21 protein-coding genes are annotated in these 22,809 nt (G+C 71.2%); 10 read left to right on the top strand and 11 right to left on the bottom strand.

The annotated features are described in order from the left end of the window. Positions 1-1,218: an ornithine--oxo-acid transaminase gene (rocD, locus tag ACGFIM_RS12220; protein ID WP_393198762.1), complete on the top strand. Its 1,218-nt coding sequence runs from the start codon at positions 1-3 to the stop codon at positions 1,216-1,218. Positions 1,219-1,318: 100 nt separating this feature from the next. Here the strand turns inward: rocD and ACGFIM_RS12225 are convergent, their stop codons facing one another. Both ACGFIM_RS12225 and ACGFIM_RS12230 read right to left on the bottom strand, forming a co-directional pair. Further along, positions 1,319-2,035 (bottom strand): class I SAM-dependent methyltransferase, encoded by a 717-nt coding sequence (locus ACGFIM_RS12225; RefSeq protein ID WP_393198765.1) that lies wholly within the window; start codon positions 2,033-2,035, stop codon positions 1,319-1,321. A gap of 35 nt (positions 2,036-2,070) precedes the next feature. Next, positions 2,071-3,621 (bottom strand): alkaline phosphatase D family protein, encoded by a 1,551-nt coding sequence (locus tag ACGFIM_RS12230; protein ID WP_393198768.1) that lies wholly within the window; start codon positions 3,619-3,621, stop codon positions 2,071-2,073. 216 nt (positions 3,622-3,837) lie between these two features. Between ACGFIM_RS12230 and ACGFIM_RS12235 the strand changes: the two genes are divergently transcribed. Both ACGFIM_RS12235 and ACGFIM_RS12240 read left to right on the top strand, forming a co-directional pair. After that, complete coding sequence (locus ACGFIM_RS12235; protein WP_393198771.1) at positions 3,838-5,115, top strand: Glu/Leu/Phe/Val dehydrogenase; 1,278 nt, start codon at positions 3,838-3,840, stop codon at positions 5,113-5,115. A gap of 183 nt (positions 5,116-5,298) precedes the next feature. After that, positions 5,299-5,502, top strand: coding sequence for a hypothetical protein (locus tag ACGFIM_RS12240; RefSeq protein ID WP_393198774.1), 204 nt, complete (start codon positions 5,299-5,301; stop codon positions 5,500-5,502). Between the two features lie 12 nt (positions 5,503-5,514). On the opposite strand, the gene ACGFIM_RS12245 is transcribed toward ACGFIM_RS12240, so the two are convergent. After that, a complete protein-coding gene (locus ACGFIM_RS12245) occupies positions 5,515-5,961 on the bottom strand; it encodes a MarR family winged helix-turn-helix transcriptional regulator (RefSeq protein ID WP_393198777.1) in 447 nt (148 codons plus the stop codon). A gap of 48 nt (positions 5,962-6,009) precedes the next feature. On the opposite strand from ACGFIM_RS12245, the gene ACGFIM_RS12250 reads away from it, so the two are divergent. Genes ACGFIM_RS12250 through ACGFIM_RS12265 form a run of 4 tightly spaced genes read left to right on the top strand, consistent with a single transcriptional unit; the run spans position 6,010 to position 10,391 of the window. Continuing rightward, positions 6,010-7,086, top strand: a complete 1,077-nt coding sequence (locus tag ACGFIM_RS12250; RefSeq protein WP_393198780.1) for a substrate-binding domain-containing protein — start codon at positions 6,010-6,012, stop codon at positions 7,084-7,086. A 54-nt stretch (positions 7,087-7,140) separates the two neighbouring features. Beyond that, positions 7,141-8,508, top strand: coding sequence for an APC family permease (locus ACGFIM_RS12255; protein ID WP_393198783.1), 1,368 nt, complete (start codon positions 7,141-7,143; stop codon positions 8,506-8,508). After that, positions 8,505-9,509 (top strand): acetamidase/formamidase family protein, encoded by a 1,005-nt coding sequence (locus ACGFIM_RS12260; RefSeq protein ID WP_393198786.1) that lies wholly within the window; start codon positions 8,505-8,507, stop codon positions 9,507-9,509. Before ACGFIM_RS12255 ends, ACGFIM_RS12260 begins: the two co-directional genes overlap by 4 nt. A 57-nt stretch (positions 9,510-9,566) precedes the next feature. Further along, complete coding sequence (locus tag ACGFIM_RS12265; protein WP_393198789.1) at positions 9,567-10,391, top strand: trypsin-like serine peptidase; 825 nt, start codon at positions 9,567-9,569, stop codon at positions 10,389-10,391. A 41-nt stretch (positions 10,392-10,432) separates the two neighbouring features. Here the strand turns inward: ACGFIM_RS12265 and ACGFIM_RS12270 are convergent, their stop codons facing one another. Genes ACGFIM_RS12270 through ACGFIM_RS12280 form a run of 3 tightly spaced genes read right to left on the bottom strand, consistent with a single transcriptional unit; the run spans position 10,433 to position 12,584 of the window. Then, complete coding sequence (locus ACGFIM_RS12270; protein ID WP_393198792.1) at positions 10,433-11,320, bottom strand: Gfo/Idh/MocA family protein; 888 nt, start codon at positions 11,318-11,320, stop codon at positions 10,433-10,435. Next, on the bottom strand, positions 11,317-12,228 hold the full coding sequence (locus tag ACGFIM_RS12275) for an NAD-dependent epimerase/dehydratase family protein (RefSeq protein ID WP_393198795.1): 912 nt from the start codon (positions 12,226-12,228) through the stop codon (positions 11,317-11,319). The genes ACGFIM_RS12270 and ACGFIM_RS12275 overlap by 4 nt, the downstream gene beginning before the upstream one ends. Before the next feature lie 2 nt (positions 12,229-12,230). Continuing rightward, on the bottom strand, positions 12,231-12,584 hold the full coding sequence (locus tag ACGFIM_RS12280) for a YrdB family protein (RefSeq protein ID WP_393198798.1): 354 nt from the start codon (positions 12,582-12,584) through the stop codon (positions 12,231-12,233). A 113-nt stretch (positions 12,585-12,697) separates the two neighbouring features. Here ACGFIM_RS12280 and ACGFIM_RS12285 point away from each other — a divergent pair, with 113 nt between their 5' ends. After that, positions 12,698-13,411 (top strand): TetR/AcrR family transcriptional regulator, encoded by a 714-nt coding sequence (locus tag ACGFIM_RS12285; protein ID WP_393198801.1) that lies wholly within the window; start codon positions 12,698-12,700, stop codon positions 13,409-13,411. On the opposite strand, the gene ACGFIM_RS12290 is transcribed toward ACGFIM_RS12285, so the two are convergent. The 5 genes from ACGFIM_RS12290 to ddaH all read right to left on the bottom strand — a co-directional run bounded on the left by ACGFIM_RS12290 (position 13,389) and on the right by ddaH (position 21,461). Next, a complete protein-coding gene (locus tag ACGFIM_RS12290) occupies positions 13,389-13,997 on the bottom strand; it encodes a TetR/AcrR family transcriptional regulator (protein WP_393198804.1) in 609 nt (202 codons plus the stop codon). The two genes, ACGFIM_RS12285 and ACGFIM_RS12290, sit on opposite strands and share 23 nt — an antisense overlap. A gap of 1 nt (position 13,998) precedes the next feature. After that, positions 13,999-16,323 (bottom strand): PEP/pyruvate-binding domain-containing protein, encoded by a 2,325-nt coding sequence (locus tag ACGFIM_RS12295; protein ID WP_393198807.1) that lies wholly within the window; start codon positions 16,321-16,323, stop codon positions 13,999-14,001. Continuing rightward, positions 16,320-17,696, bottom strand: coding sequence for an MDR family MFS transporter (locus ACGFIM_RS12300; protein ID WP_393198810.1), 1,377 nt, complete (start codon positions 17,694-17,696; stop codon positions 16,320-16,322). Before ACGFIM_RS12300 ends, ACGFIM_RS12295 begins: the two co-directional genes overlap by 4 nt. A gap of 1,128 nt (positions 17,697-18,824) precedes the next feature. Continuing rightward, entirely contained in the window at positions 18,825-20,531 is a 1,707-nt protein-coding gene (gene leuA, locus ACGFIM_RS12305) for a 2-isopropylmalate synthase (protein WP_393198813.1), read from the bottom strand. 183 nt (positions 20,532-20,714) lie between these two features. Continuing rightward, positions 20,715-21,461, bottom strand: coding sequence for a dimethylargininase (gene ddaH / locus ACGFIM_RS12310; protein WP_393198816.1), 747 nt, complete (start codon positions 21,459-21,461; stop codon positions 20,715-20,717). Positions 21,462-21,499: 38 nt separating this feature from the next. Between ddaH and ACGFIM_RS12315 the strand changes: the two genes are divergently transcribed. Then, positions 21,500-21,745: a DUF2630 family protein gene (locus ACGFIM_RS12315; RefSeq protein WP_393198819.1), complete on the top strand. Its 246-nt coding sequence runs from the start codon at positions 21,500-21,502 to the stop codon at positions 21,743-21,745. Positions 21,746-21,788: 43 nt separating this feature from the next. Further along, complete coding sequence (locus ACGFIM_RS12320; RefSeq protein ID WP_393198822.1) at positions 21,789-22,772, top strand: GNAT family N-acetyltransferase; 984 nt, start codon at positions 21,789-21,791, stop codon at positions 22,770-22,772. Positions 22,773-22,809 lie beyond the last annotated feature (37 nt).

A 22,809-nucleotide genomic window follows, 5' to 3' on the forward strand; every position in this document is an offset into this window, starting at 1 on the left:
ATGATCACCAGCGCCGAGCTCATCGAAGTGAGCGAGCGCCGCAGTGCGCACAATTACCATCCGCTGCCCGTCGTCATCCGCGAGGCCGAGGGCGCGTGGGTGACCGACGTCGAGGGCAAACGCTATCTCGACTGCCTGGCCGGCTATTCGTCGCTGAACTTCGGGCATCGCCATCCGAAGATCATCGAGGCCGCGCGTGAGCAGCTCGACCGGCTCACGCTCACCAGCCGGGCCTTCTACCACGACCAGTTCGCGCAGTTCTGCGCCGGGCTCGGCGACCTCACGGGCAAGGACATGGTCCTGCCCATGAACACCGGCGCCGAGGCCGTCGAGACGGCGATCAAGGTGGCCAGGAAGTGGGGCTACGACGTCAAGGGCGTCGAGCCGGGCAAGGCCAAGATCATCGTGATGGAGAACAACTTCCACGGCCGCACCACCACGATCATCAGCTTCTCCACCGATCCGGAGGCGCACGACGGCTTCGGCCCGTACACGCCGGGCTTCACCATCGTCCCGTTCGGCTCGGCCGACGCCGTACGGCAGGCCATCGACCCCGAGACGGTGGCCGTGCTGGTCGAGCCGATCCAGGGCGAGGCCGGGGTGCTGGTGCCGCCGGACGGCTACCTCACCGAGCTGCGCGAGATCTGCTCGGCCGAGGGCGTGCTGCTCATCGCCGACGAGATCCAGTCGGGTCTCGGGCGCACCGGCCACACGTTCGCCTGTGACCACGAGGGCGTCGTGCCCGACATCTACGTGCTGGGCAAGGCGCTCGGCGGCGGCGTGGTGCCGGTGTCGGCCATCGCCGCCAACCGCGACGTGCTCGGCGTCATCCAGCCGGGCCAGCACGGCTCGACGTTCGGCGGCAACCCGCTGGCCTGCGCGGTCGCCATCGCCGTGATCGAGCTTTTGAACACCGGCGAGTTCCAGGCCAGGGCCGCCAAACTGGGCGAGGTGCTGCACGGCCGGCTGCGCGAGCTGGCAGGCCACGGCTCCATCGTCGAGGTGCGCGGGCGCGGCCTGTGGGCGGGCGTGGACATCCACCCCGACGTCGGCACCGGGCGCGAGGTGTCCAAGGCGCTGATGAAGCGCGGCGTGCTGGCCAAGGACACCCACGGTTCCACGATCCGGCTGGCCCCGCCCATCGTGGTCACCGAAGACGACCTGCACTGGGCGGTCGACCAGCTCGTCGACGCGGTCTACGAGCTGCAGAGCAGATGACGAAAGGGCCGGAGGTCACGCCTCCGGCCCTTTCGCCGTCTTCGCATGGCGCGCTTCAGACGGCGCACCTTCAGACGGCGCATCTTCAGGTCTTGCACCTTCAGACGGCGCGCCAGACCTGCATGCCGTCGGGGGCGTCGTCCTGGACGAACCCGGCCTCCTTCAGCTCGGCCGCCACGGCCGTGCTCGACGGCCAGTGCGCGGTGCTCACCACCTCGTCCTCGCTGAGCAGCCTCTCGCCCTGCCGGACGCGGTAGAGGAAGCGCGAGGTGACGCTCTCGCCGGCCACGTCGAGCACCTGCCCGGCCACTTCGTACGTGTGCCGCCCCACCTGGTACGTGCCCATCACCCCGGGCTCCGGCTCCGGCGCCGGCGGCTGCCGGTCGCGCCAGTTGAAGATCAGCCGCCCGTCGCGTTCGAGCCGCCCGGCCAGCACCTGCCACAGGCGCGGCCGCTCGTCGGCGGTGAAGCTCGGCAGCACCGAGATCATCACGACGGCGTCGGCGGGCTCGCCCACCTGCACGTCCAGCCCTCCGCACGGCAGCACGGTCACCCTGCGCCGCAGCTCGGGGTCGCGGGCCAGCCGGTTGACCAGTACCGAGCGCATGCCCGGCGACGGCTCGACGGCGTGGATCTCGGCGGGCGTGGCCCTGGCGATGACCTCGGTGATCAGGCCGGTGCCCGCGCCGATCTCGATGACGCCGCGCCGCACTCCGGCGAGCAGCGGAGGCAGCAGCTCGCGGATCGCGGGCACGTGGCCGTCCTCATGGAAAAGGTCATAGAAGGGGACGGCAGGGGCATAGGGATCGTCGAGCACGCCGAGCAGTGTAGTCAGGGGATGCTTCGGAACCCTCAGCGAAGCTCGACGGAGTCGATCGGCTCGACGACCTCGCCGGTCGAGCCGTACCAGGTGACGGTGCGCGGCAGGTCGAGGGTGGCAAGGGCGTTCTGGAACCAGGGGCCCTTGGTGATGCGCCAGCGGAACGGCGGGCGCGGCACGCCAGCGAGGCGCGCGAGCAGGGCGCCGACCAGGGTCGCGACGGAGAACTGGGTGAAGACGTTGGCCCAGCGCAGCAGCCTGCTGAGCGGGTTGCGGATGGGCGAGCAGACGAGCTGGAAGATCTGCCCCTTGTCGGCCTGGGCGAGGTAGGAGTAGTGGACGTCGCCCGACAGGATGTAGACCGGCTTGCCGATCTCGACGAGCAGCCTGGCCATGTCCTCGAACGAGCGCCGGAAGGCCGCCCAGTGCTCCAGGTCGATGGCCTGCCGGAACGCCTCCGACCAGCGCTGCACCAGCGGGCCCCACTTGCCGTCGCACAGCGCCTCGTTCCAGTTCTGCACGCCGTGGACGCCTTCGGGCAGCAGGAACGGGATCGACGAGCCGATGATGAGCCGCTCGGCGCCGGGCCTGCGTATCTGCTCCTCGACCCACTCCCACTCCGTCGGGTCGACCATGCGCCGGTCCCCGGGGGTGAGCTGCCTGGCGCACCGGGTGTCGACCATGATGAGCCGGGCGGTGCCGAGATCGCGGGCGTAGCTCCAGCGGTTGGTGGTCGGCTCGGCGTCGGCCTTCTCGGCGAAGGCGTCGAGCGCCGCGCCGCCGTCGCCGGCCATGAGCTTGGCCAGCACCGGGTCCTCTGCGCGCTCGGCCGGCGAGAGATTGCCGAGGTGCTGGTAGATCCAGTACGCGCTGAGGCCCGACACCACGCGGCGGTGCCACCACGGCGTCCTGGCCATCTGCTCGCGCCAGGTCTGTGAGGTGTTCCAGTCGTCGCGCAGGTCGTGGTCGTCGAAGATCATCGCCGTCGGCACGGTGGACAGCAGCCAGCGGATCTCGGTCTCGGTCCACGCCTGGCGGTAGAGCTCGGCGTACTCCTCGAAGTCGGTGACCTCCCCTTGCGGCTCGGTGTCCCTGCGGGAGCGGATGAAGGCCAGCATGTCGGGTGAGGGGCTGTCGGCGTAGACCTGGTCGCCGAGGAGCAGCAGCAGGTCGGGCCATTCTTCGGGGTCCGTCCGCGCGAGGTGCGCGCCGTAGGCGCGCAGCACGTCGTCGCCGTGAGTGCGCACGTGGAAGTCGTCGTGGGGGACGCTGGTGCGGCAGGATCCGAACGCCAGGCGCCGCACGCCGTCGCGGGGCAGCAGCCGGATGCGGCTGGGCGGGCGACCCGCCATCGGCCATACCTGCTCCCCGTCGCAGCTGACCGTGTACGACGCGATATCCTGGGACAACTCAACGAGGTCCACGATCGCGTAGTGGTGACCGTGCACGGTGAAGGTAGGCGACCGGTAAGTCCTGCCGTCCGCCTCAACGGCGACCGTGCAGGGTTCGGCGGTCTCCACCCAGATCGAGGCGCTGTCGGAGTCGACATAACGCAGCATCGGCCCCACCACGAGTGCGGGCATGTGACCCCCCGATTAGACGTTTCGGCACACTCTCGCCTGTAAGCCTGCCAGAGTGGAACGACCCGCAGCGCACGATCACCGGCCACACTTTCTACCAACAACTAGGCAAGGCTAAACCTCCCGCCCTAGGATGATCGCGACAACAACGCCCAAATGGGATTGGCAATGGCGCCTTTTCCGAAAAAAGGGGCGTACATAACAGGAGGAACTCCTTCCATGAGCATCATGGTGCCGTCAACGACGCCGGCCCTGATCACCCCGGGCCGTCAAGCCCTCGATTCCGCCCTCCACCAGCTCGACCGGGCCGCCGAACACCTCGGCCTGGACGACGGGCTCCGCACGATGCTGGCCACGCCCCGCCGCTCGCTGACCGTCTCGGTCCCCGTGCGGCGCGAGGACGGCAGCCTGGACGTCGTCCAGGGCTTCCGGGTCCAGCACAACGTCTCGCGCGGGCCCGCCAAGGGGGGCATCCGCTTTCATCCCGCGACCGACATCCACGAGGTCACCGCGCTCGCCATGTGGATGACGTGGAAGTGCGCTCTGGTCGGCATCCCGTACGGCGGCGCCAAAGGCGGCGTGGCCGTGGACCCGACCCTGCTCACCACCCGCGAGCTCGAACGCCTCACCCGCCGCTACGTCAACGAGATCCTGCCGCTCATCGGTCCGGAGAAGGACATCCCCGCGCCCGACGTCGGCACCGACGAGCAGACCATGGCCTGGATCATGGACACCTACAGCGTCAACGCCGGCTACTCGGTGCCAGGGGTGGTCACCGGCAAGCCGATGACGCTGGGCGGCTCGCTCGGCCGCAGCGGCGCGACCTCGCGCGGCGTGCAGATCGCGGCGCTGGCCGCGCTCGGCCGCTCGCCCGAGGGCGTGACGGTGGCCGTGCAGGGCTTCGGCAAGGTGGGCGCGCTCGCCGCGCAGTACCTGTCCGACGCCGGATGCAAGGTGGTGGCGGTCTCCGACATCACCGGCGCCGTGTACGACGCGCGCGGCCTCGACATCGCCGCGCTGCGCGCCCACGTCGCCGAGAGCGGCGGCGTGCACGGGTTCGCCCAGGCCGACGCGATGGCCCACGAGGACCTGTTCGAGCTGGACGTGGACATGCTGGTCCCGGCCGCGCTCGAAGGCGTCATCACCGAGGCCAACGCGCCCAGGATCCGTGCCCGCCTCATCGTGGAGGGCGCCAACGGCCCGACCACACCGGAGGCCGACGAGATCCTGGCCGCCAACGGCACCACGGTGGTGCCGGACATCCTGGCCAACGCGGGCGGGGTGATCGTCTCGTACCTCGAGTGGGTGCAGAACCTCCAGGCGTGCTCATGGAGCTCAGGAGAGATCGAGGTCAAGCTGCGCGAGCTGATGCTGGGCGCCTTCGACGAGGTGAAGGCGCTGGCCGCCGCGCGCGGCCTGACGCTCCGCCAGGCGGCGCACGTCATAGGCGTGGGCCGGGTCGCCGAGGCGCACCGGATGCGCGGTCTCTACCCGTGATCCCGCGTGCGGCCTCGCCTGAGCCCGCGACCGTTCGCGAGCCCGCGACTTCCGTGTGGCCGCGGCTTCGTGAGGCCGCCACTTCCATGAGGCCGCGGCTTCCATGAGGCCGCGACTTAAGTAGCAGCAGGCCCGCCCAAGGTTCGATGCCGGGGCGGGCCTTGCGCTGCGAGCCTTCGGTGCATGAGAGAACTCGTCAACATCGCCGGTGTGATCGCCATCATCCAGGGGCTCGGCGGCTTCGCCGCGCGGATGTGGTTCGACAGCGACTGGGGTTTCCTGCACCACCTGATCGACCTGCCGCTGCCCGGCTACCTGGGCGTCGCGGCGGCAGGCCTGATCGCGATCGTGGTGACCGCCGCCGCCAAAGAGCGGGACCAAGGCTAGCGCTGGAGCGTTTCAGGCGCTCACCTCGGCGCGATCGAGTGTGTCGGCCAGGATCTCCAGCTCGTGCATGAGCCGCGCGGTGCGCTCGGCCCCGAACGCCGCCGCGACCAGCGCCTGCTGCTCGGCCACCGCGCCGTCGATGCGGGCCAGCAGCTCGGCCCCGCGCCCCGAGACGAAGACCGCCACCCGCCGCCGATCGCCCTTGGCGGGACCGCGATAGACGAGCGCGCGGTCGATGAGCCTGTCCACCGCCTTGGTGAGCGTGGGATGCGGCATGAGCACCGCCTCGGCCAGCTCGCCCATCGACTCGCCCCGCCCGTCGGCCAGCGCCCGCATGATGCGCCACTGTTCGACGGTGACGCCCTCGGCGGCCAGCGCCGCGGCCAGCCCGCGATTGACGACCCGCTCCGCACGGCTCAGCAAGTAGGCAAGTGAGGACCCGAGCCCGTGGGTGGTCATCGAACTGGTCCTTTCATCGTGCGGTTTGAAGGGAGGATACTCGTCGGCGTGGCGGCGACGGTCGATCCTCTCGAAGCGCGGCTCCTCCCCTCCGACGCGATCAGGATCGCGTTGGTCGTACCGGTCTCCGGAGTGCTCGGCCTGATGGGGCCCTGCGCGATCAACTGCGCGGTGCTGGCCGCCGAGGAGATCAACGACCGCGGCGGCATGCTCGGACGGCCGGTGGAGCTGGTGCTCATCGACGGCGGGCGGCCCGCGCCGCAAGTGGCCCGCGAGGTGGCCGGGCTGGTGCGATCGGGCACGGTGGCGGCGGTGGCCGGGGCGCACGCCAGCGATGTGCGGGTGGCGGTGGTGGCGGCGATCGGCGGGCGGGTGCCGTTCGTGTACGCGCCGCCGTACGAGGGCGGCGGCCGCGCGCCCGGCGTCTACTTCCTGGGCGAGACCCCCGACAGGCAGCTCGCCCCCGGCATCGAGCGGCTGACCGCCGACGGGGCGCGCCGCTGGTACCTGCTGGGCAACGACTACATCTGGCCGCGCCTGGTGCACGCCGCCGCGCGCGAGCGGCTGCACACGGTGGGCGCCACGGTGGTGGGCGAGAGCCTGGTCCCGTACGGCCAGGCGGTGGACCGCCTGGAACGGGTGGCCGGAGCCCGGCCGGATGCGATCCTGCTGACGCTGATCGGCAGCGACCTGGTGGCGTTCAACCGGGCGTACGCGGCGGCGGGGCTGAGCGCGGTGCGGCTGTGCGGGGCGCTGGAGGAGCACGGCCTGCTGGGCATCGGCGGCGACGTCACCGGGGGCCTGTACGCGTCGATGGGCTACTTCCGCAGCCTGCCGACCGAGGCGGGGCAGGGCTTCGCCGAGCGCTACACCGCCCGGTTCGGCCCGGACGCGCCGCTGCTCAACGCGCACGGCCACGGCTGCTACGAGGCGGTGGCGATGCTGGCGGCGCTGTGCGCGCGGGCGGGCTCGCTCGCGGTGCCCGCGCTGGACGCGGTGGCCGACGGCACCACCATCACCAGTGCGCGCGGCACGCTGACACTCCTCGACGGCCAGGTACGTCACCCCGTTCACCTGGGCAGAGCCGACGGCCTTGATTTTTTTCTAGAGAAATCTTTTCACTAGAAAGCTTTAGCTCTAAGGTGGCCGATCGCCCCCTACAGCAGTCAGGAGCCGTCCATGAGCACAATCGAGCAGTTCGGCTACCGTCAGGAACTTCAGCGGTCCCTGAGCTTCGCCGATCTGATGATCTACGGCCTGATCTTCATGGTGCCGATCGCCCCGTTCGGCATCTTCGGCGAGGTCTTCTCCATCTCACACGGCATGGTGGCGCTGGCGTACATCATCGGCGTCGTCGCCATGGCGTTCACCGCGCTGTCGTACGCGCAGATGGCGAAGGCCTTTCCGATGGCCGGCTCGGTCTACACCTACGCGGGACGCGGCATCGCGGCCCCCGTGGGCTTCTTCGCCGGCTGGGCGATCCTGCTGGACTACGTGCTGGTGCCCTCCCTGCTCTACCTGGTGGCGGGCACGGCGATGAACTCGTTCGTCCCGGCCGTGCCCGTCTGGGTGTGGATCGTGGCGTTCGTGGCGTTCAACACCGTCGTCAACTACCTGGGCATCCAGATGACGGCCAGGATCACCCGCATCATGCTGATCGGCGAGCTGGCCGTGCTGGCGATCTTCCTGGTGGTCGGCGGCATCGCGCTGGCCCAGGGCAAGGGACAGGCGGGCGCGCTCACCCCGCTCTTCGACCCCTCGTCCTTCACCTGGAGCGTGGTGTTCGCGGCGGCGTCGGTGGCGGTGCTGTCGTTCCTCGGTTTCGACGCCATCTCGACGCTGGCCGAGGAGAACCGCGAGGACGCCCGCAGGCTCGGCCGGTCCATGGTGGCCGCGCTCGCGGTGGCGGCGGTGCTGTTCGTGGTGCAGACGTGGGTCGCCGCGCTGCTCACCCCGAACCGGGCCCAGCTCATCGAGGAGGGCGACCTCACCGGCAATGCCTTCTACGACACGGCCACCTTCGCCGGCGGGCCGTGGCTGGGCGTGCTCACCGCCGTCGCCACCGCCATCGCCTGGGGCTTCGCCGACTCGCTGGTCGCGCAGACCGCCACCTCGCGGCTGCTGTTCGCGATGGCCCGCGACCGGCAGCTCCCGTCGTTCCTCGCGAAGGTGCACCCCACGCACAAGGTGCCGGTCAACGCGACGTTCGCGGTGGCCGCCGTGTCGATCACGCTCGGCGTCTTCATGAGCACGCGCGACAATGGCATCGGGGAGCTTGCCTCCCTGGTCAACTTCGGTGCATTGAGCGCGTTCCTGCTGCTCCACATCGCCGTGGTCGTCCACTACATGATCAGAAAGCGCAGCCGGAACATCTGGGCGCACCTCATCGCGCCCGCGATCGGCTTCGCGGTCCTGGTGGCCGTCGTCATCAACCAGAACGTCGCGGCGCAGTGGGTCGGCGGCGTCTGGCTCGCGATCGGCCTGCTCGTCATCGGCGTCTCCTACGCGCTGGGTCGCCGGCCCGAACTTCCCACGGAGGTCAAGTGAACGTCGTCTCCTTCCGTCCCAAGCCCGAAGAGCTGAGCTACACCTTCGGCGGGCGCCCGCCCGTCGCCAAGGTGCGGCCGGGCACGATCCTGGAGCTCTACACCGAGGACTGCTTCGGCGGCCGGGTGCAGACAGTGGACGACCTGCCGTCGCAGGTGTGCGAGTTCCCCTACCTCAACCCGGTGACCGGCCCCTTCCACGTCGAGGGCGCCGAGCCCGGCGACACCCTGGCCCTGCACTTCATCTCCATCACCCCGGCCAGGGACTGGGCGGTCTCCACCACGTTCCCGCACTTCGGCGCGCTGACCGCCACCCACACCACGGCCATGCTGCACCCGCCGCTGGAGGAGCGGGTCTGGCGCTACGACATCGACCTGGAGCGGAACGTGGCCGTCTACCACGCCCGCAACAGCGACTTCACCGTGGACCTGCCGCTCGACCCCATGCACGGCACGGTCGGCGTCGCCCCGGCCGCGAACGAGACCCGCATGTCGATCACCCCCGACGCGCACGGCGGCAACATGGACACCCCCGAGCTGCGCGCGGGCGTCACCGTCTACCTCGGCGTCAACGTCGAGGGCGGGCTGTTCGCCATCGGCGACGGCCACGGCCTGCAGGGTCACGGCGAGGTGTGCGGGACCGCCATCGAGTCGGCCATGAACACCGTGGTCGCGGTCGAGCTGATCAAGGGCGTCGCCACGCCGTGGCCCCGCCTGGAGGACGACGGGCACCTGATGTCCACCGGCTCGGCCCGGCCGCTGGAGGACGCCTACCGCATCAGCCAGCACGACCTCGTCACCTGGACCTCCGAGCTGACCGGGCTCGACACGCTGGATGCGTACCAGCTCGTCAGCCAGGCCGGGCAGGCGCCGGTCGGCAACGTGTGCGACACCAACTACACGATGGTCGCCAAGCTGCCCAAGGAGTACCTCGGCACGACCACCGTGTACGAGGACGCGCACGCCCGGCTGCGGGCGCTCGCTTCCGCGTACACAAGTTAGGGTAAACATTGATGTCGCAGGTCAGGCCACTGATCATCTTCCCCATAAGGTGTGAGGGTGCTCAGGTTGGTGCTGTCCCTGGTCCTGCTCGATCCAGCCGCCGTCACCGAGGTGTTCCAACGCGACGTTCCCGCATCCCGCATCCTCACCCCTGACGGCGACCGCCTGGGCTACGCGCCGGTCCCGCGCCCCTACACGGGGGCGCGGCGGCTGACGGGGGTGCTGCTCGGCCGCGACCCCGTCGCCAAGACCGACGTGTTGTGCGGGGGCACGGTGATCGGCTCGCGCAGCCGCAGCCTCGTGCTGACGGCGGCCCACTGCATCTACCGCAACGGGCGGCCGCTCGAACACCTCGCCTTCCTGCCGGGCTTCGACCGGGGGCGGCCCAAGCTGGGCGTCTGGCCGGCCGTGCGCGCGTGGGTGCCCGCGCGGTGGCGCGACCGGCCGTACTCGCCGAAGCTGCTGCCGTACGACGTGGGACTGGTCGGCGTCGCGCAGGGCAAGCGCCCGCTGGAGGCGGTCACCGGGCGCGGGCTGAAGACGATGACCACCGCGCGCGGCACCGCACTGCGCGGGCTCGAACTCCTCGGCTACCCGGCGGGCAAGAACTATCCGGGCACGACGCTGTACCGCTGCGTGGGCGACACCGTCGAGGCCGTCAGCAAGGGACCCGGGCTGATGGTGACGCACAACTGCCACGCCAGCGCGGGCGGCAGCGGCGGCCCCGCCCTGTACGGCGGCGCGGTCGCGGGCGTGGTGTCCTCGTCGAGCCCGCTGCGCGACGCCGAGGGGTACACGGTGCTGACCCGGCTCAGCGAGAAGGTGTTCGGCCGCATGTACGCCAAGGCCGACCGGGTGATGCGCCGCCGGGCGGCGACCTGACCCCGGCGGCCCGCACCGGCCGCCCGTGACCTGGGGACGGGTCAGCCGGCCTGGAGCACGATCTCCTCGCAGAGCGCGTGGGTGGCCAGCGCGTCGCCCGCGTCGATGCGCCGCCCCTCGCGTACGGCGTCCAGGAACTCCAGGCAGATCTGCTCGATCCCGCGCTGCCTGGCCACCGGCACCCAGTCGGGCCGCCGCACCAGCCGCTCGCCGCCCTCGTAGTCGATGACGTCGCCGAGGTTGACCACCCGCCGCTTGGTGCCGTCGCCCATGACCTCGCAGCTCTCCTCGCCGGCGCCGCTCATCCTGTTCATGATGCCGATGGCGGTGAAACCGTCGCCCGACAGCTCGAGGACGATGTGCTCGATGAGCCCGCCGTGGACGCGGGTCCTGATCGTACGGTCGGTGACCGGGCCGGGCGCCAGGAACCTGAGCGTGTCGGCCACGTGGATGAAGTCGTCGAAGACCGCTCTGCGCGGCGTGTCGGGCAGGTTGAGCCGGTTCTTCTCCATGAGGATCAGCCGGCGCGGATGCGCGATCAGCTCGGCGTAGCCGGGGGCGTAGCGGCGGTTGAAGCCCACCATGAGCGACCTGCCGGCGTCCCTGGCCAGCTCGACGAGGCGCCGCGCGTCGGCCAGGGTGTAGGCGATGGGCTTGTCGACGTAGACGTGGATCCCGGCGGCGAGCAGCGGCTCCACGATCTCCGGGTGCGCCTCGGTGGCCGCGTGCACGAACGCCGCCTCCACCCCCGCCTTGATCACCTCGTCCACGCCGGTGAAGCGGGCGCCGATGCGGTAGGCGTCGCCGAGCCGGTCGAGCCGGGCCTGGTTGCGGGTGCACAGGTGCAGGTCGAGGGCTGGCTGAGCGGCGAGCACGGGAAGGTAGGCCTTCTCCGCGATGTCGCCCAGGCCGATCATCGCAATCTTCACGCCTCGAGCGTAGCCTTGAGCGCCTGGTCGATCGGGGTAGGCGCGACGCCGAAGGTCCGCTGGAAGTCCGAGGAGTCCATGATGAACGGCTCGGTGAACTGGTAGCGGACGTGCTGCAGCTCGCCCATCATGTACGAGAACATCCCGGCGGCCTTGATCACCGGCCACGGGATCTGCCGCAGGCGCGGCGCCGGGCGGCCCAGCAGCGCGGCCATGCGCTCGCCCATCTCCCTGAAGGTCATCGGCTCGGGGCTCGGCACGTGCCAGGGCCGGCCCCAGGCGCGCTCGTCGGCGCCCGCGATGATCAGCGCCTCGGCGACGTCCGGCAGGTAGCTCCAGGTGTGCGGCACGTCGGCCGGCCACAGCAGCGGGATCGCCTTGCCGGCGCGCAGCGGGCCGAGGAACCGGTCGCCCATGTAGGACTGGTCGGTGGCGCCGGGGCCGAAGTAGTCGGAGGCGCGGACCTCGGTGGTCCTGATGCGGCCGGCCTCGTGCGCGGCCAGCGCGTCGTGCCACAGTTCGGCGCGGACCTGGAACTTCGCGTTGGTGGAGGCGAGCGGCAGGTCCTCGGTCATCGGCCCGGTGACCGGGCCGTACGGGTAGAGGTTGCCGAGGATCACGTACACCGCGCCGGTGGCCTCGGCGGCGGCCAGGAACGCGGCGGCCATCGGCGGCCAGTCGGTCAGCCAACGGTCGTAGCGCGGGTTGACGCAGTTGTAGAGGACGTCGGCCCCCTTGGTGATCTCGGTCAGCCGGGATGCGTCGCTCACGTCGGCGGCCACCTTGACCGCTCCTTCGGGGCCGCGCCCCGAGCGCGTCACGACGACGACCTCGTGACCGCGTGCCAGCAGCTTGGCGGCCAGGTGGCCGCCGACCTGGCCGGAGCCCACGACGACATGCTTGCCCATGATCAGACCTCGTTCCACAGCAGGCGGAGAACCGCGTTGACGATGAAGAGCGCGAGGAAGCCGAACGCCGGGGTGCGCAGCCCCGCGGCATAGAGCGCCAGGGCCCCGCCGCCGAACCAGATGATCTCCAGCGCGGCGCGGGCCGGGCCGGTCAGCGGGATGACGGCGTTCGCGCCGCCGCCCGCGCCGAACAGCGCCCACGCGGCGATGAACAGCGCCGGCCCGCCGATCCCGGCCAGCAGCTTGACGCCCCGGTTCGAGCCGAGAGTGAAGCCCCAGTAGGCGACGGAGGCCAGCACGCCGAGCTCCAGCAGGAACATCAGGAGCGCGTTGGCGTTCTTGGCGAGGGTTTGCATCGGCCACCTTCCGGAGCAGCGTTCGCTAACGAGAGCAATGCTCTCTCATGAGAGCACCACTCGTCAAGAGCAGTGCTCTCGTTGCGAGAGCACTGCTCTGGTAACCTGCTCGCATGACAGCCAGTCGCACCGCAAGAGAACGGGTCAGGGCCGAGCTCATCAGGGAGATCACCGACATCGCGCGGCGCCGGCTCGCCACCGAGGGCGCGGGAGGCCTGTCCCTGCGGGCCGTCGCGCGCGAGATGGGCATGGTCTCCTCGGCCATCTACCGCTACTTCCCGAGCCGTGACGACCTGCTGACCGCGCTGATCATCGACGGTTACAACGCGCTCGGCGAGGCCGTCGAGCAGGCCGAGGCGGCCGTCGCCCGCGAGGACCACCTCGGGCGGTGGCTGGCCGTCTGCCACGCCGTACGCGGCTGGGCCCTGGCCCACCCGCACGAGTACGCGCTCATCTACGGCTCCCCCGTGCCCGGCTATAAGGCCCCGCAGGCCACGGTCGAAGCCCGTGTGCGCGACGTCACCGTGATGGGGCGCATCGTCTCCGACGCCTGGCGGGACGGCGCGCTGCGGCCGCCCTCCTCCGAGCCGCCGCCGGAGCTGTCGGCGGACGCCGCCGCGGTCCGCGAGGTGATGCCCGGGGTGCCCGACGAGGTGGTCTGGCGCTCCATCACATCGTGGAGCACGCTGTACGGCTGGGTGAGCTTCGAGGTGTTCGGCCAGCTCAACAACACCGTCGACAACCGCGAGGCGGCCTTCGACCACGCGATGCGCCTGGCGGCGGACACGCTGGGGCTCGCCGCCGTCAGCTCCGCCTCGCCGGCTTGAGCAGCGGGACCAGCACCTCGTCCACGATCTGCACCACCAGGTCGTCGGGGAACGGCAGGCCCTCGAACAGGAAGTGGTGGCGCAGCAGGGCCTGCCCGGCGTCCAGGCGGCGCGGGGTGACGTCGGCCGGGTCCACCTCGCCGCGCTCGACGGCCCGCTGCACGACCTCCTCCATCAGCCGCCTGGCCCGCCCCTGCGTGTTGCGCCGGATCGCGCCCAGCGGCGACTCGCCGCGCAGCGCCTCGCCGAGCAGCCCGCGCAGCGCCTCGCCCGCCGGGCCGTGCAGGGCCTCGGCGGTGATGCTGAGCAGGGCCACCAGGTCGTCGCGCAGGTTGCCGGTGTCGGGCACGGAGCCCGGCGCGGGCAGCGAGCGGTAGACCGCGTCCATCACCAGCTCGATGCGGCTGGGCCAGCGGCGGTAGAGCGAGGCCTTGCTGGCCCGCGCGCGCTCGGCGACGCCCTCCATGGTGAGCCCCGCGTAACCGACCTCGGTCAGCTCGTCGAGCGTGGCCTGCAGGATCGCGGCGCACAGCGCCTCGCCCCGGCGTCTCGGCTGCTTGCGATGGTCGGTCACCATGGCAGGCATTCTAGGGAGCCGCGGTGACGGCGCCGGTGTCGCCGTTGACGGTGACGATCATCCCCTCTTCGAGCACCGCCGTGCCGTTTCCCGTGCCCATGACGGCCGGGATGCCGTACTCCCTGGCGACGATGGCGGCGTGCGAGGCCGCGCCGCCGGTGTCCACGACGACCGCCGCGGCCCGCTGGAACAGCGGGGTCCACGACGGGTTCGTGTACGGGCAGACCAGCACGTCGCCGGGTTCCAGCCGGCCGAACTCGGCGGGGTTCGCGATCACCTTGACCGGTCCCGTGGCGCCGCCGCCGCCCGCCGGGACGCCGGTCAGCAGCGCCGCACCGGCGTCGGCGACAGGGTGCACGGCGGCCGGGTCGATGAGCCGCACGCCGGACAGCTCCTCCCGCTTGGCCGCCCGCTTCCTGACCACCTCGCGCAGCCGGGCCGCGGCCGGGTCGTCGGTGCCGCGCAGCCGCTCCAGCTCCGCAAGGCGCAGGTGGAAGACGTCCTCCGGCGCATCGAGCAGGCGGGCGGCGGCCAGCCTGCGGCCCATCTCCAGCACCGCCCTGCGCAGGATCGGCGCGGGCAGCATGAAGTAGAAGTGGCTGTCCTCGCGGAAGGCGACGCCCGCCCGGGCCGCCGCCACCCTGCGGGCGAGCCCGGGTGAGCGCAGCGGCGGCCGTTCCCGCTCCGTGCGCTCCGGCGGCGCCGCCGCCAGCACCCTGACCAGGCCGAGCACCACCTCGGGGGCGTCGGCCCAGGTGGGCGCGGTGATGAGGAGGGGAGTCGCGGTCTCGCGGTGCCCGTACTCGGCGAGGAACGCCTCCAGCTCTTCGGCGAACTCCTCCGGCGGCTCGTCCGCCTCCAGCGCGCCCGTCCTGCGCGCCGTCTCGGCCAGACGCTCGAGCGCCCGGTTGGCGTCGGATGTGCGGGTACGCGCCCCCAGCAGCAGTTCGCCCATCATGTTCCTGCGACCGCGCAGCGCGAGCGCCACCATCAGCCGCAGCAGCGCCAGCCCGACACCCGGAAGATAGGCGGCGCGCAGGCCGGCGACCGGTCGCGCCACGGCCAGCGCCTGCCTGGGCACCCGCCGCAGCTCCTCCCACGGCATCGCCGCGAGGTCGCGGGAGCGCAGCTCCTCGACGTCCTTCAGGTACGCCTGAAAGCGGGGGTCCTCGGTCCAGCGGGCGGGGTCGTACCGCAGGGCCCTGGCCAGCAGCGTGAACGGCGCCGCCAGCGCCCGCACCGACAGGCGCGGCTTGGCGGGCGCGAGGCGGTAGACGACGCCGTCCTCCTCGTGCAGGGCGCCGGCGATCATGTTCTCCACGCCGTACTCGGCGAACACCTTCGCCATCAGCCCCGCCGGGCCGTCGGATATCCAGGTGGACATGTCGATCGGGTACGGCCGCTCCGGCAGGTACTCCGTGAGGATCTGGGCCGTGCGGCGCTGCAACGGGTCGAGCGGGCCCAGCGGGGGCGGCGGGAGCGCGGTCATGGGGCGGGCCTGCAGCAGGTGGAGGCGGCCCGCCGCGTACGCCCACTCGATGTCCTGCGGGCGCCCGAAGACGCCGGCCACCCGCCGCCCCAGCCCGGCCAGCTCGCGCAGCGTCTCGCCGGACCCCAGCCCGTCCGAAGACCTCGGCTCCGGGTGCTCGTGCACGACGCCTCCCCCGGCGGCGCTGCGCACGACGACCTCGCCCCGCCCCGGCGTGAACTCCACCACCTCGCCCGACGGCCGCAGTACGTAGTGGTCAGGGGTGACCAGCCCGGACACCACCGCCTCGCCGAGCCCGCTGCCCGCGTCGACCACAAGCTGCTCGCGGTCGCCGCTGACCGGGTTCGCGGTGAACATCACGCCCGCCACGTCGGGCTCCACCATGCGCTGCACGACCACCGCGATCCGCACCTCGGAGTCGTCCAGGCGCAGCCGGGCCCGGTAGGAGACGGCGCGGTCGGTCCAGAGCGAGCCCCAGCAGCGGCGTACCGCGTCGAGCAGGGCCTCCTCGCCGGCGACGTTGAGGTAGGTGTCCTGCTGGCCGGCGAACGCCGCGCCCGGCAGGTCCTCGGCGGTCGCGCTCGACCGCACGGCCACCGGGCCGCCGCCGAGCTCCGCGTACGCGCCGGTGATCGCCTCGCGCAGCTCATGGGGCAGCTCGACGCGCTCGAAGTGCTCGCGGGTGTCGCTGCCCTGGGCGACCAGCTCGTACGCGTGCGTGGTGATCACGAAGCCGTCCGGCACCGGGAAGCCGTTCCTGACGAGCTCGCCCAGGTTGGCGCCCTTGCCCCCGGCCATCGCCAGGTCGGCGCGCCCGAAGGCGTTCAGTGGTGCGACCAGTTTCACTGTCTCTCCTCGACGTAGGCGGTGGTGCGGAGCGGGCGGGCCGGCATGATCAGTGCGAGCACGAACGCGACGACGAGCAGCGGTGCCATCGCGGCGAACACGGGCGGTACGGCCTGCGCGAACGCCTCGCGCACCCCTGGGGGCAGGGCGGCCGGGCTGCTGCCCGAAATGCCGGAGCGCATCGTGATCAGCGCGCCGACCAGCGCGACCCCGGCGGAGGCGCCGATCTGGCGCAGGAACGTCACCGACGACGTGGCGGCGCCCAGGTCGGCGTACGTCACGGCGTTCTGGGCGGCCAGCACCATCACCTGCATGACCAGCCCCACGCCCATCCCGGTCAGCACCATCGCCACGACGAGCCCGGCCACTGAGGCGCCGGCCAGCCCGATGAGCCCCATCCCGGACGCCGCGACGAGCGTGCCCGCGATCGGGTACGGCTTGTAGACGCCGGTCTTGGAGATGAGCCGCCCTGAGACGATGGTGGTGAGCAGCACGCCGCCCATGAGCGCGGTCACCATCAGCCCGGCGCGCGTGGCGCTCGCGTGCAGCGCGATCTGGGCGTACGCCGGCAGGTACGACACCGCGCCGAACAGCGCGAACCCGATGATGAAGCTGATCGCCACCGGCACCGCGAACGCCCGGTCTCTGAACAGGCGCAGCGGCAGGATCGGATCGTCGGTGTAGCGGGCGCTGATCAGCCACCCGGCCGTTCCCGCCGCCGCCAGCCCGAGGTAGGCGGGGTTGCCGCTCTCCCCCAGCAGCACGACGCCCAGCACGGCCACGCCCAGCGTGACGGCCCCCGCCACGTCCAGCGGCGCCCGGTCGGCGGGCTTCGGCAGCTTCAGCGTGGCGGTCAGCACGACCAGCGCGAGCAGCCCCAGGGGCGGGTAGATCGCGAAGATGTACCGCCAGCTCATCCGGTCGATCACGAACCCGCCGATCAGCGGCCCGCCCACGGCCGCCACCACGTACGCGGCCCCGATCAGCCCCAGGTAGCGGCCCCGCTCGCGCGGGCTCACCACCTCCCCGATGATCGCCTGCGCGCCGATCATCAGCCCGCCCCCGCCGATCCCCTGCACCGCTCGCGCGGCGATGAACAGCGGCATCGACGTGGCGAACGCGCAGAGCACGGCGCCGGTGACGAAGATGAGGATGGCGGCCTGCATGACGGGCTTGCGGCCGTAGCGGTCGCCGAGCTTGCCGTAGACCGGCATGACCACGGTGGCGGCGACCAGGTAGGCGCTGATGACCGCCGACATCCGATCGAGCCCGCCGAGCCCCGCCGCCACGGCGGGCAGCGCCGGAGCCATGATCGTCTGATCGAGCGCGCCGAGCAGCATGCACAGCATCAGCCCCGACAGCACGAGCCCCATGGCCGCTCCTTAGAGAACGTATCGTTCTCTAAGGAGCATAGGCGTCATCCTTAAGAAACGCAACGTTCACTATTCATCCATGGGAAATGACGAAAGAGCGGGTGCTGGGGCGCGCCCGGCCACGAGGACCGAGCGGAGAGCGCGGCCCACCCACCACACCACCCGGACGACGCGCAGCCCGACGACTTACAGCGCGAAGGACGCCGGCGGCACGGGAGTGAGGGGCGATGAGAGGAAGCCGATGGACGGCCACCCCAGCGGCACCTGGCGGGCGACGGGGGCACACGACGAGTCACCCGACACGCGATCAGTTACGCGACACGCGACCAGCTACACGACACGGGACCAGCCACACGACACGGGACCAGCCACACGACACGCGACCAGCCACACGACACGCGACCAGCCACACGACACGGGACCAGCTACGCGACATGCGACGAGTGTCGTGTCGCGTGTTCGGGTTTCGGGTCCGCGTTGTGTGTGTCGTGCCGTGTTCGGGTTTCGGGTCCACGTTGCGTGTCGTGCCGTGTTCGGGTTTCGGGTCCACGTTGCGTGTCATGCCGCGTCCCGCGTTGCGGGTCCACGTCCCGTGCCGTGTCGAGTGGTCGCGTCTGTGTCCCGTGCTCGGAGCGCCCGGGTTCCCTTCGCGCGGCAGGCCGGTGTCCCTTCGCGTCGCTGTCGCGTTCCGCGGCACCGGCGCGCGGACTGCTCGCAGCCTCCGCCCGCTCCACCGCGCACCGGTGCCGCACCCGCTCTCTTGGAACTCCGCGTACTGACGTCGCGCTGTCGTCCGGCCCCGGTGCCGGGTTCGGCGCCGCTGTCGCGCCCCGTGCGCTGTCAGGGTCGCGTGCCGCGCTGCACACTTCGCGCAGTTGCCGCGCATGGGCGCCGTACGCGGCGTAGGTCGTGGGCCGCGACCCGCCGCATTCGTGCGACTCGCCACGTGTCGCCTGACACGGACCCGGAACCCGGACACACGGCACGACACGCAACGCGAGCACGCGGCACGACACGGGACGCGGACTTACAACGCTCCCCCGCCGCCCCTCCCTCGGCGCTGCAAACGCAGCAGCGCCCGAGCGCCCCCACGAAGCGGAGGGCTCGGGCGCTGCGCGCAGACCTCGGTCAGCGGTAGGCGCGGTTGACGGCGGAGATGATGGCCTTGAGCGAGGCGGTGGTGACGTTATGGTCGATGCCGACGCCCCACAGGACACGGCCGTTCACCTCGCACTCCAGGTACGAGGCCGCCTTGGCGTCGCTGCCCGACGTCATGGCGTGCTCGACGTAGTCGAGGACGCGGACCTGGATGCCCACGCCGGCGAGGGCGTCGATGAAGGCGGAGATGGGGCCGTTGCCGGTGCCTTCGATCTCGCGGATCTCTCCGTCGAGGCGCACGTCGGCGCTGATGCGGTCCTTGTCGTCCACCGCCGACTGGTGGCGGTGGGCCATGAGCGAGAGCCTGCCCCAGCGGTTGGCCGGGTTGGGCAGGTACTCGTCCCGGAAGATCTCGAACATCTCGGCCGGGCTGATCTCGCCGCCCTCGCTGTCGGTGCGGGCCTGCACGACCTTGGAGAACTCGATCTGCAGCCGCCGTGGCAGGTCGAGCTGGTGGTCGGTCTTCATGATGTACGCGACCCCGCCCTTGCCGGACTGGCTGTTGACCCGGATGACGGCCTCGTACGTGCGGCCGATGTCCTTGGGGTCGATCGGCAGGTACGGCACCGCCCAGCGGAACTGGTCGACGGGCACGCCGACCTCGGCGGCGTCGCGTTCGAGGTGTTCGAAGCCCTTCTTGATGGCGTCCTGGTGGGAGCCGGAGAAGGCGGTGTAGACGAGCTCGCCGCCCCAGGGGTGGCGCGGGTGCACGGGCAGCTGGTTGCAGTATTCGGTGACGCGGCGGATCTCGTCGATGTCGCTGAAGTCGATCTCGGGGTCGATGCCCTGGGAGAACAGGTTCATGCCGAGGGTGACCAGGCAGACGTTGCCGGTGCGCTCGCCGTTGCCGAACAGGCAGCCCTCGATGCGGTCGGCGCCCGCCATGTAGCCCAGCTCGGCGGCGGCGACGGCGGTGCCGCGGTCGTTGTGCGGGTGCAGCGACAGCACGATCGAGTCGCGGTACTTGAGGTGGCGGTGCATCCACTCGATCTGGTCGGCGTAGACGTTGGGGGTGGCCATCTCGACGGTGGCGGGCAGGTTGATGATGACCTTGCGGTCGGGGGTGGGCTGCCACACCTCGTTGACGGCGTCGCACACCTCGACGGCGTATTCGAGCTCGGTGCCGGTGAACGACTCGGGCGAGTACTGGAAGCGGATGTCGACGTCGCTGGCGTCGGCGAGCTTCTTCACCAGCTTGGCGCCCTCGACGGCGATGGCGGTGATGCCCTCCTTGTCCAGGCCGAAGACGACGCGGCGCTGGAGGGTGGAGGTCGAGTTGTACAGGTGGACGATGGCCTGCTTGGCGCCTTCGAGCGACTCGAAGGTGCGCTCGATCAGCTCGGGCCGGGCCTGCGTCAGCACCTGGATGATCACATCGTCGGGGATGCGGTCCTCTTCGATGATCTTGCGGATGAAGTCGAAGTCGGTCTGCGACGCGGCGGGGAAGCCGGCCTCGATCTCCTTGTAGCCCATGCGTACCAGCAGCTCGAACATCTGGAGCTTGCGGTGGGAGTCCATCGGGTCGATCAGCGCCTGGTTGCCGTCACGCAGGTCGACCGCGCACCACCGGGGCGCCTTGGTGATGACCTTGTCGGGCCAGGTGCGATCGGGCAGCCGGATGGGCTCGAACGGCTGGTACCGATGGATGGGCATACGGCTCGGCTGCTGAGCGGTCATGATGTCGGGGCTCCTCGTCGGTCTCGGAAAGGGAAGCGGCCGACGCGCACGACTGGCTCCGCGGCGAGGGAGCCGGCCTTACAGGCCCCCGCCGCGGCAGCTAAGAAGCAGCCCACGCAGCATGACATGCACGCTACCAGACGTCTCACCGTGAGCCGTGCAGGTTCTCACGATGTGAGAACGTCAGCCGGGGATGAGCACGCTGAGGCAGGTCACACAGCCTTCCAACCGCTCGAATTCCGAAATGTCCACCTTTGTCACGATATAGCCTCGCTGCTCGAGCATCGTCCCTGTCTTCGGCGCGGAGGCGGCCAGCAGCACCCGGTCCCCGCCCAGCGGCACCACATGCGCACCCGCCTCCTCCTCCGGCACCAGCAGGCCCGGCAGGTCCACGTGGCGCGGGTCGCCGATGAGCGTGCCGCCGGGCAGCGCGGTCACCGCCGACTTCAGGTGCAGCACGCCCCTGAGCTCGACGGGGACGACCTTCCGCTCCGGCAGCAGGGCCGCGAGCTGCGCGATGCCCTCGTCGTTCGTCCGCCCCGACCTGCCGACGTACACGGTGGAGCCGGCCTGGAGCACGTCGCCGCCGTCGAGCGTGGCGGGCGGCTCGATGCGGACGGAACGCAGACCGAGCCCGCGCACCACCTCGGCCACCGACTCCACCTCGGGCCGGCGCTGCTCGGCCCCTGGCCGGGTCAGCACCGCGAGCCGGTCCGCCACCACCAGCGCGTCCTCCACGAACGGCGCGTCGGGCAGGTCGTCGGCGCGCGGCGCGTACACCGGCCGCCATCCCGCGTCGGCGAGCGCGGCGACGTAGGCGTCGTGCTGGGCGGCGGCCCGTTCGGGATCGACCGGCGAGCGTTCGAGGTGGGTGACGATGCCCTCGGCGATCCGGGGACCGGGCTTCCTTACCAGCGCAATGCCTGACATAGGGCGTGTTGTATCACGTACTGGCTAGAGTTCTGGGCATGCGGGACGACGAGATTCTCAGCAGGATCAGCGACCTGGTCGACGAGGAGCACGCGCTGCGCGACAAGCTCAGGTCGGGCCAGGTGACCACCGACGAGGAGCAGGCGCGCATCAAGGAGCTGGAGACGGCTCTCGACCAGTGCTGGGACCTGCTCAGGCAGCGCCGGGCCAGGCGCGGCGCGGGCGAGGACCCGGACGGCGCGACCGCCAGGCCGGCCAGCGAGGTCGAGAACTACCGGCAGTAAATTCGCTCGCCACGGGGCCGCGCCGTGCGTTCTGATGGGTGCCATGCATATAGAGCCGATCGACCTCGGCCGGCCTGGCGACTCCATCGAGGGCCTGCACGAGGCGTTCACGGCGGCCACCGCGGCGAGCGGCGACGACCGCGGCCCCCTGCCGTCCTTCGCCCGTTTCTCCCACCTCATCAGGAGCGGCGGTGCGGGAGCGCACACCGAGCCGGTGGTGGTGCGAGAGGACGGCAAGGTGGCCGGGGGCTACGCGCTGGAGCTGTACGAGGAGGACAACCAGCACGTCGGGTGGATCTTCGCGTTCGCCGTACGCCCTGAGCTGCAGCGCCGCGGCATCGGCACCGCGCTCTTCGAGCACGCGGTGGACCGGCTGCGCGCAGAGGGCAGGACGCTGCTGCTGACGGAGACGCCCGCGGGCGGCGTGGGCGCCCGCTTCGCCGCCTCGAAGGGGATGGCGGTGACGCTCACGGAGGCCCGCAGCACGCTCGACCTGCGCACCGCCGACTGGGATGCGCTGCGCGGCATGCGCCCTGAGGCGCCCGGCTATCACCTTGAGCAGTGGATCGGCCCGGCCAGGCAGGAGCTGCTGCCGGATCTGGCGCTGGTGATGAACGGCATGAACGACGCGCCGCACGACCCGGACACCGAAGAAGAGGTCCACACCGTCGAACGCGTGCGCGAGCGGGAGCAGGCTCTCGCGCTGACCGGCCGCACCTGCTACACCACGGTCGCCCGCCGCACCTCCGACGGCGCGCCCGCCGGCTACACTCACATCCTGCTCGACGAGGCCCGCGACAGCGGCTGGGGCCACCAGGCCGACACCACCGTGGTGCGCGAGCACCGCGGCCATCGCCTCGGGCTGCTGATGAAGATCGCCAACCTGCTCTGGCTGCACGAGCAGGAGCCGCACATCGACCGCATCATCACCTGGAACGCCACCTCCAACGCCCACATGCTGGCCATCAACGAGGCGATGGGGTTCACGCTGTTCGACCAGTGGAACCAGTGGCGGCTGACGCTCTGAGACGACCACGAAGATCGCGAAGGGCATGGCCCCGGCC

It is taken from the genome of Nonomuraea sp. NPDC049309 (assembly GCF_043196965.1).
GTDB classification, from domain to species: Bacteria; Actinomycetota; Actinomycetes; order Streptosporangiales; family Streptosporangiaceae; genus Nonomuraea; species Nonomuraea fastidiosa.

Coding starts and splice junctions, on each gene's coding strand:
- ACGFIM_RS12240 (WP_393198774.1), top strand. CDS start 5,299: ATGAGAGAACTCGTCAACATCGCCGGTGTGATCGCCATCATCCAGGGG.
- ddaH (WP_393198816.1), bottom strand. CDS start 21,461: ATGTCAGGCATTGCGCTGGTAAGGAAGCCCGGTCCCCGGATCGCCGAG.
- ACGFIM_RS12290 (WP_393198804.1), bottom strand. CDS start 13,997: ATGCCTGCCATGGTGACCGACCATCGCAAGCAGCCGAGACGCCGGGGC.
- ACGFIM_RS12320 (WP_393198822.1), top strand. CDS start 21,789: ATGCATATAGAGCCGATCGACCTCGGCCGGCCTGGCGACTCCATCGAG.
- ACGFIM_RS12285 (WP_393198801.1), top strand. CDS start 12,698: ATGACAGCCAGTCGCACCGCAAGAGAACGGGTCAGGGCCGAGCTCATC.
- ACGFIM_RS12245 (WP_393198777.1), bottom strand. CDS start 5,961: ATGACCACCCACGGGCTCGGGTCCTCACTTGCCTACTTGCTGAGCCGT.
- ACGFIM_RS12315 (WP_393198819.1), top strand. CDS start 21,500: ATGCGGGACGACGAGATTCTCAGCAGGATCAGCGACCTGGTCGACGAG.
- ACGFIM_RS12255 (WP_393198783.1), top strand. CDS start 7,141: ATGAGCACAATCGAGCAGTTCGGCTACCGTCAGGAACTTCAGCGGTCC.
- rocD (WP_393198762.1), top strand. CDS start 1: ATGATCACCAGCGCCGAGCTCATCGAAGTGAGCGAGCGCCGCAGTGCG.
- leuA (WP_393198813.1), bottom strand. CDS start 20,531: ATGACCGCTCAGCAGCCGAGCCGTATGCCCATCCATCGGTACCAGCCG.
- ACGFIM_RS12230 (WP_393198768.1), bottom strand. CDS start 3,621: ATGCCCGCACTCGTGGTGGGGCCGATGCTGCGTTATGTCGACTCCGAC.
- ACGFIM_RS12275 (WP_393198795.1), bottom strand. CDS start 12,228: ATGGGCAAGCATGTCGTCGTGGGCTCCGGCCAGGTCGGCGGCCACCTG.
- ACGFIM_RS12280 (WP_393198798.1), bottom strand. CDS start 12,584: ATGCAAACCCTCGCCAAGAACGCCAACGCGCTCCTGATGTTCCTGCTG.
- ACGFIM_RS12300 (WP_393198810.1), bottom strand. CDS start 17,696: ATGGGGCTCGTGCTGTCGGGGCTGATGCTGTGCATGCTGCTCGGCGCG.
- ACGFIM_RS12235 (WP_393198771.1), top strand. CDS start 3,838: ATGAGCATCATGGTGCCGTCAACGACGCCGGCCCTGATCACCCCGGGC.